The sequence below is a fragment of the Desulfobotulus alkaliphilus genome (assembly GCF_007830435.1).
Taxonomy (GTDB): Bacteria; Desulfobacterota; Desulfobacteria; order Desulfobacterales; family ASO4-4; genus Desulfobotulus; species Desulfobotulus alkaliphilus.
The window spans coordinates 21,453-27,597 of sequence record NZ_VLLC01000033.1 but is presented as its reverse complement, the minus strand read 5'-3'; the positions used below and the strand labels follow the sequence as shown (position 1 = coordinate 27,597).

The following is a 6,145-nucleotide window of genomic DNA, read 5'->3' as shown; positions in this document are numbered from 1 at the left end:
ATTCTTTGGTTGCATTCCCCGCAGAAAATACAACATCATCCGGTATTAGCACCGCTTTCGCGATGTTATTCCGAATTCAAGGGCAGATTATCCACGCGTTACTCACCCGTGCGCCACTTTACTTATCCCCCGAAGGGAACTTTCTCGTTCGACTTGCATGTGTTAAGCACGCCGCCAGCGTTCATTCTGAGCCAGGATCAAACTCTCCGTTGAATCTCTGGTACTACCCCCACCTTAAAAAGGCGGGATACTAAAGGGGCATGTTACTTTATCTTTCACTATCTGATTTTCAAAGATCGACTTTTGCGATCCGCCGCTCCGTGAGCAACGAAAGGCAAGATAAACGAATCCGCACATCAAAGTCAATCACTTTTTTAACCAAAAGCAAACAAAATCATAACACACTGAAATCAATAGACCTCGGAAGGGGCCAGAAGCTACTGACTCCTGCATTCCTTAAAAGACCAATGCCCTTTTCCATAAAATTACCCACCTGAGAGACGCCATGGGAATCATCACCGGGTACCAGCGCAATTCCCATTTCCACAGCCTGACGCAAAATCTGATCCGAAACATAGGGTTCCGGCCCACCTTTATATAAAGCTCTCAGGTTGAAGTCGAGGATAAGATCGTAACGGGCCACAGCCTCAAGGTTTCTGGTAATCCGCTTTGCAATTTCCGGTTTGTGCATGCGGGCCCTATAATCTTCATCAAAAATACGTATCAGATCAAAGTGGCCCACCACAGAAGGTCTGAGCGTTTCAATCATTTCAAGCTGCAGATCAAAGTATCTGCAATACATGGCATCCATACCACCGACGGCATCTGCCGTTTCCCTGTACTGTTCTGCAGAATAATCAAAACCCATATCGGATACATGATGAACAGAACCGACAATATAATCGGGCCTGAACCTCAGCATCAGCTCCTTCATAAATTTTTCATAGCCGGAATAACTTTCGCTTTCCATGGCGACCAGCACCTTCAGGCGTGGCGCCAAAGCCTTTTGCAGCTCCCGGCAACGGGCGACGTACCGGACAAACCGGTCATACAGGAACTCCGGTGTCAAACCGGCTGCTACCTGATCCGGGTAACGAAATTCAGGGGCAGGGGCTGGCACATGCTCGGAAATGCCAACCCACGAAAATCCCAGCTCCGCATATCTTTCAAGAACAGCTTCAAGGGTATCTGTTGCATGGTGACAAAACTCTCCGGAATGCCCCCCATGTACAGAAACCCAGCCTGCCCTTTCTTCTTCGGCACACATACTTCCTCCCTGACCTGAAAACAAAAATGCCCGTCAGGTTCTTAACCGAAAAAGCTCCCGCTTTCCACTCCTGTATGCATATTTTTTCTGATTGGCACCGAAAGCCCGCCTGCACCCGCCGAAAAAAATGCACACAGACCTCCCGAAAGCAGAAAAAGCCTGCAGGGCATTCCATGGCCCGGCAACAGAAAACCCTTCACAGATGCCCGGGACAAGGGACATGACCTGCCCATGCCATGTCCATGTTCAAATATCTGCAGGCAAAAGGACATGGCAGCCATTTTTTCTGCCTGCAGAATTAACGCACATACTCCTCCATGGCACGGGCTGCCTTTAATAAATTTTCCCGCCAGTTCTCCGCCAGAGGATCAAGGGTAACAACCTTTGCCTGTACGGATTCCGCTATAATTCTCGCCGCCCTGTCAGAAAACTGCGGCTGAATAAAAACCACTGAAGCGTTTTTATCCCTTGCCATGCGGATCATTCTGGCCAGCTCACCCGGGGTCGGCTCTCTGCCGCCGACCTCCACAGGAATCTGCTCCAGACCATAATCATGGGCAAAATAGCCCCATGAGGGATGAAAAACAAAAAAACTTCCCCCATCCCTGCCTGCAAGAATGCTCCGGATCTCCCTGTCGGTATCCCGGACTTCCTGCACAAAGGCCCCGTATCCCTCATCAAAATCCTTGGCAAAAGCAGGAAATTTTTCTTTCAGCACCCCATGAATCACATGAATCTGATGCAGAACAAGTTCAGGAGACAGCCACACATGGGGGTCGGGAAACCCGGCGTCATGCTTATGTTTTTTACCATGACCATGGCCATCATGATGGTGATGATGCCCTGCAATGGGCCTTTTCTCCAGCCCCTCATCCGTTGCTACCACCTGAAGGCCGGGGTAGGTTCTGGCAAGCTGGGGCAGCCAGGCCTTTTCAAAGGGAACGCCGATGGAAAAATATACCTGCGAACGGGCAAGCTGCAATATCTGTGAAGGATCCGGCTCATAGGTTGCAGGGCTGGCCCCCGGTGCAACCATCACATGCACCTCCAGAAGATCCCCTGCAATTTTTTCCACAAAGTGCTTCTGCGGAAGAATACTCACCGTAACAATGGGTTTCTCCACTGCCGCAGAAAGGGACGGAACTGCAAAAAACATAAAAATTATGATCATTCGCTTTAAATCAAACACCTTACCCTCCCTCAATAAACATTGAACATCTGGCAGGTTAAAAGATCAGCCCACAGGATCAAACACCTTCGGGCCTTCTGGCGAAGGAATCCATCGGATACCCGGATGATCCAGATCCCTTCCACAGCGCATAAGCCGGTCAAAAACCGAAAACCAGGCATCAAAAAAAGATTTCCGGCCAAAGGCCTGGGCCGCATAGGAAGAACAGGTAGGCTGCATACCACACTTTCCACTCCGTACGGCATGGAGATGGTCCAGAGGCCCCTGATATAAAGCCAGTACGGGATTCAGAGAAAGCTTCTCCCCAGAAACACCGGTACCACTGGCAGCACAGCCGTTCAACAGAAGCAATACAAAACACAGACAGGTCAACCCGAACCAACCGAACCCTTTCTGATCCAACACCATGGAAGACTCCTCTCCTGATCCGCCCTGCCATACTTCAGAGTATTTTCTTCCGCTTATTTTTCAGGATAGCGACGCATAAAAAGACTCTCTGCCTCGGCAGTTCCCATGAGAATAAGCTCGGTTCCTCTTTCTATGATTTTCATGGGATCCGGATTGATATCCATCAAATCCCCCTGAACCATGGCGATAACGCTGCATCCTGTGTCCTTGCGGATCTCACTTTGAATAAGGCTTTTACCCCAGAGCTTTTTCTGGCTGCAGACCCTGAAAATATTGAGCCCCTCCGTCAGCATCTGCACCTTGCCCGGGCTTAAAAGATTAAAAAGCGTGTTGCTGGCAAGGGCCGCATAGGACATTACAAGATCAGCACCCGCCGTATGGAGAATACCGATATTTCTGTCCAGGGTTGCACGGCTGATGATCTGAATATCCGGCCGGAGCTTTCTGCAGTACAGGGTCAGATAAATATTCACATCATCGCTGTGGGTGGTGATAAAAACCGAAGGGGCCTTACGTATCCCCGCCTCCTCAAGAACTTCCAGATCCGCAGCATTGCCAATCACCACATTTTTTTTCCTGCCAGCCACCTTCGTATTTTTTTCCACAATGGAATATTGAATTCCCCGGGCTTCAAGGGTGGCTGCCGCAGCCTGCCCAACCCTACCTCCCCCCAGAATCAGCACAGCATCCGGAGACGCAGGCTGTTTTCCTACAAAATCCTCATAGGCCATGACCTGCTCCATGGAGCCTACCAGAACGAGGACGGTTTCAGACTGAATCAGACTCCCGGGACTGGGCATATTAAAAACCCCCCGCTCCCAGAGACCAACAACATTTAACCCTGTTTCCTGACGGATACCACAATCCAGAATGGTCTTGCCCACAAGATGGGTGCGCATGGCAGGGGCTTCCACAATCACCAGCTTTTCAAATCTTCCAATGACAGCAGACTGCAGGCCCGGACCGAGAATCCGCCGGGCAAGAAAACCACCCAGCATTTTTCTGAACTGAAAAACCTGCGTGGCACCTGCCAGCCGCAGAATATCTACGGACGCATCATTTTCTGCATTCACAACAATGGGAATGGTCTTTGAAAGCTCGCGCACGGTAAAAGCCACGTTGGTATTTTTCATATCATCGGTCAGGGCGAGAACCATGCAGGCCTTATCAATTTTCAGCCTGCGGTAGGTTTCAGGATCATCTGGGTCTCCCGCCAGAGCCTTATATCCCTGATCCCTGAGGGCCAGCGCCTGATTCACATCGGAAAGCAGAAGAACATAGGCCCTGCCGTACTTCACAAGCCTTTCAATAAAACTGGTGGCAACGGGCTCAAAGCCCACAATAATCACATGGTCTTCTATCTCATCGGGCAGTTTCTGCATGGCACGGGACTGGGTCTGGGCTTCCAGCCATGGCGCATAAAAAAACTGGATAAAGGTAAAGGGAAGCATGACCAGAAGAAAAACGATCCCGGAGATAAGAACCACAATGGAAAATATCCGCCCGATATCCCCATGAAAGATGATGTCACCAAAACCAAGGGTGGACATCACCGTGAGCGTCCAGTAAACGCCCGTGGCCCAGGAATGGTCCTGCCCCTCCATCTGCATAAAAAAATGAAACAGCACACTGTAAAGGGCAATTACACCAAGAAGGATAAAGACAAAACGGGACAGGAGGCGAATATTACGCCGGGCCCTCCGGTCCTGAAGGAGATACATGAGCTGGGAAGGAAGAAATTTCATATGACCACCTTATTATGAAGCAACAATTCATCTTTCAAAAAACAGGCTGCGGTCCGGGCAGTCTATCAGATTCGCTAAGGGTGGCAAACAGACAAAAGAAAAATCCCCCCCCTACAGGCGGCCTTCCCCCCTCCCCTCAGCACTGCCAAGGGCAGGATCGACCCATCCGCCAGCCCGGGAGGGCAGCCATTCAGGCCTTGAGTCAAAAAAAGCCTGAACCTCCTTTTGAAAAAGATCCAGCCTCTGAAGCTTTCTTATTTTTTTAAACAAAAGATCTCCGCCTTCAAAGCTTCCATAAAAACAGTCCCACCAGCCCTTCATACGCGCCAGAAGATGGGACGGCCCGGAAAGTTTCTTCTGATACGCCGCTTCAAGATCATTGTAGAACAGAATAAAGCGGTTCAGCTCGTCTTTGTTTTTTTCCCCAAAGCCCCCCCGGATTCGTTCCGGTAAAAAAGGATCTGCCAGAAGCCCCCTTCCCAGCATCCACGAGCCAAGCGAAGGAAAACAGGATGACAGGGCGTAAAAATCGTCCCGGCTCCAGATATCTCCATTGTACACAAGCGGATGGCGCGCACCATGCAAAAAATCCTGAAAGGCTTTCAAATCCGGCCTCCCCTCATACATCTGCACACCAATTCTAGGATGCAGAATAACCCGGTGCAGGGGATACCTGTTCAGGACAGACAGCACAGCCCCCATCTCATCTTTGCTGTGGCGGCCAAGCCGTATTTTGACAGAAACCCTGAGGGGCGAAAGCGAGCAGACTTCTTCCAGAAAGGCATCAATCCGGTCCGGAAAACAGAGCAGGCCGGATCCCTTGGCTTTTTTTGCCACCATGGGAAAGGGGCAGCCCAGATTCCAGTTCAGTTCACTGAAACCCATATCTTCGAGGCGACAGGCCAGAGAAACAAAAGCGGCAGGATGGTTGCCGAGAATCTGAGGAATCACAGGGATGCTTCCTGCCTCTTTTTTTGCCAGATCCCCCAGAATTTTAAGGGAAAGATCCTTGGCCTGCTGCAGGGAAATAAATGGTGCAACAGCCTCATCAATTCCTGAAAAATGCCTGCTCCAGACTTCCCGGAACACCCTGTCCGTATACCCCCGCATGGGTGCCATTATCATCATAACTGAATCCATCTCCACCTTCGGAATCCCTGCCCCCACAGAAAAAGGGAAAAAAATGTAACACACAATTCGACATAAACAAACACACAAAAGATAAAGAGACAGACAAACCCCACAAAGCACCCGACAAGGGCCTTTTTTTCTCCATTCTTTAAATATTCTTTTTTTTTAAAAAAAACTATGCGAAAGCCCATTGCGGGAACCTGATGCGAGTGCTATCACAAAGGGGATGATTTATAAATGGGAATGACTGGCACACGGATTCTGAAAAATTCATCCCTTACCTTGAAAGACCACACACGCAGATGCCAGCCCTCCTAAAGGTCAACAATACACCAATCCACAGGGCGCAGATACTGGCTGACTGAAAACCTTAAGGCAGCACAGACCGCATACAAAAGCTGTATC

The 6,145-nt window shown here is 49.8% G+C and carries 5 protein-coding genes and 1 rRNA gene; all 6 read right to left on the bottom strand.

What is annotated here, in order from left to right; all coding sequences use genetic code 11:
* Positions 1 to 213 (bottom strand): 16S ribosomal RNA (locus tag LZ24_RS14700); the annotation flags it as partial.
* A 181-nt stretch (positions 214 to 394) separates the two neighbouring features.
* A complete protein-coding gene (locus LZ24_RS14695; protein WP_144686477.1) occupies positions 395 to 1,267 on the bottom strand; it encodes a histidinol-phosphatase in 873 nt (290 codons plus the stop codon).
* Between the two features lie 298 nt (positions 1,268 to 1,565).
* Positions 1,566 to 2,456 (bottom strand): metal ABC transporter solute-binding protein, Zn/Mn family, encoded by an 891-nt coding sequence (locus tag LZ24_RS14690; RefSeq protein WP_246118608.1) that lies wholly within the window; start codon positions 2,454 to 2,456, stop codon positions 1,566 to 1,568.
* Positions 2,457 to 2,501: 45 nt separating this feature from the next.
* On the bottom strand, positions 2,502 to 2,864 hold the full coding sequence (gene yidD, locus LZ24_RS14685) for a membrane protein insertion efficiency factor YidD (RefSeq protein ID WP_144686475.1): 363 nt from the start codon (positions 2,862 to 2,864) through the stop codon (positions 2,502 to 2,504).
* 53 nt (positions 2,865 to 2,917) lie between these two features.
* Positions 2,918 to 4,609 (bottom strand): potassium channel family protein, encoded by a 1,692-nt coding sequence (locus tag LZ24_RS14680; protein WP_144686473.1) that lies wholly within the window; start codon positions 4,607 to 4,609, stop codon positions 2,918 to 2,920.
* A gap of 111 nt (positions 4,610 to 4,720) precedes the next feature.
* Positions 4,721 to 5,737, bottom strand: coding sequence for a tRNA dihydrouridine synthase (locus tag LZ24_RS14675; RefSeq protein ID WP_186443179.1), 1,017 nt, complete (start codon positions 5,735 to 5,737; stop codon positions 4,721 to 4,723).
* Positions 5,738 to 6,145: the final 408 nt, after the last annotated feature.

Coding starts and splice junctions, on each gene's coding strand:
- LZ24_RS14695 (WP_144686477.1), bottom strand. CDS start 1,267: ATGTGTGCCGAAGAAGAAAGGGCAGGCTGGGTTTCTGTACATGGGGGG.
- yidD (WP_144686475.1), bottom strand. CDS start 2,864: ATGGTGTTGGATCAGAAAGGGTTCGGTTGGTTCGGGTTGACCTGTCTG.
- LZ24_RS14680 (WP_144686473.1), bottom strand. CDS start 4,609: ATGAAATTTCTTCCTTCCCAGCTCATGTATCTCCTTCAGGACCGGAGG.
- LZ24_RS14675 (WP_186443179.1), bottom strand. CDS start 5,737: ATGATGATAATGGCACCCATGCGGGGGTATACGGACAGGGTGTTCCGG.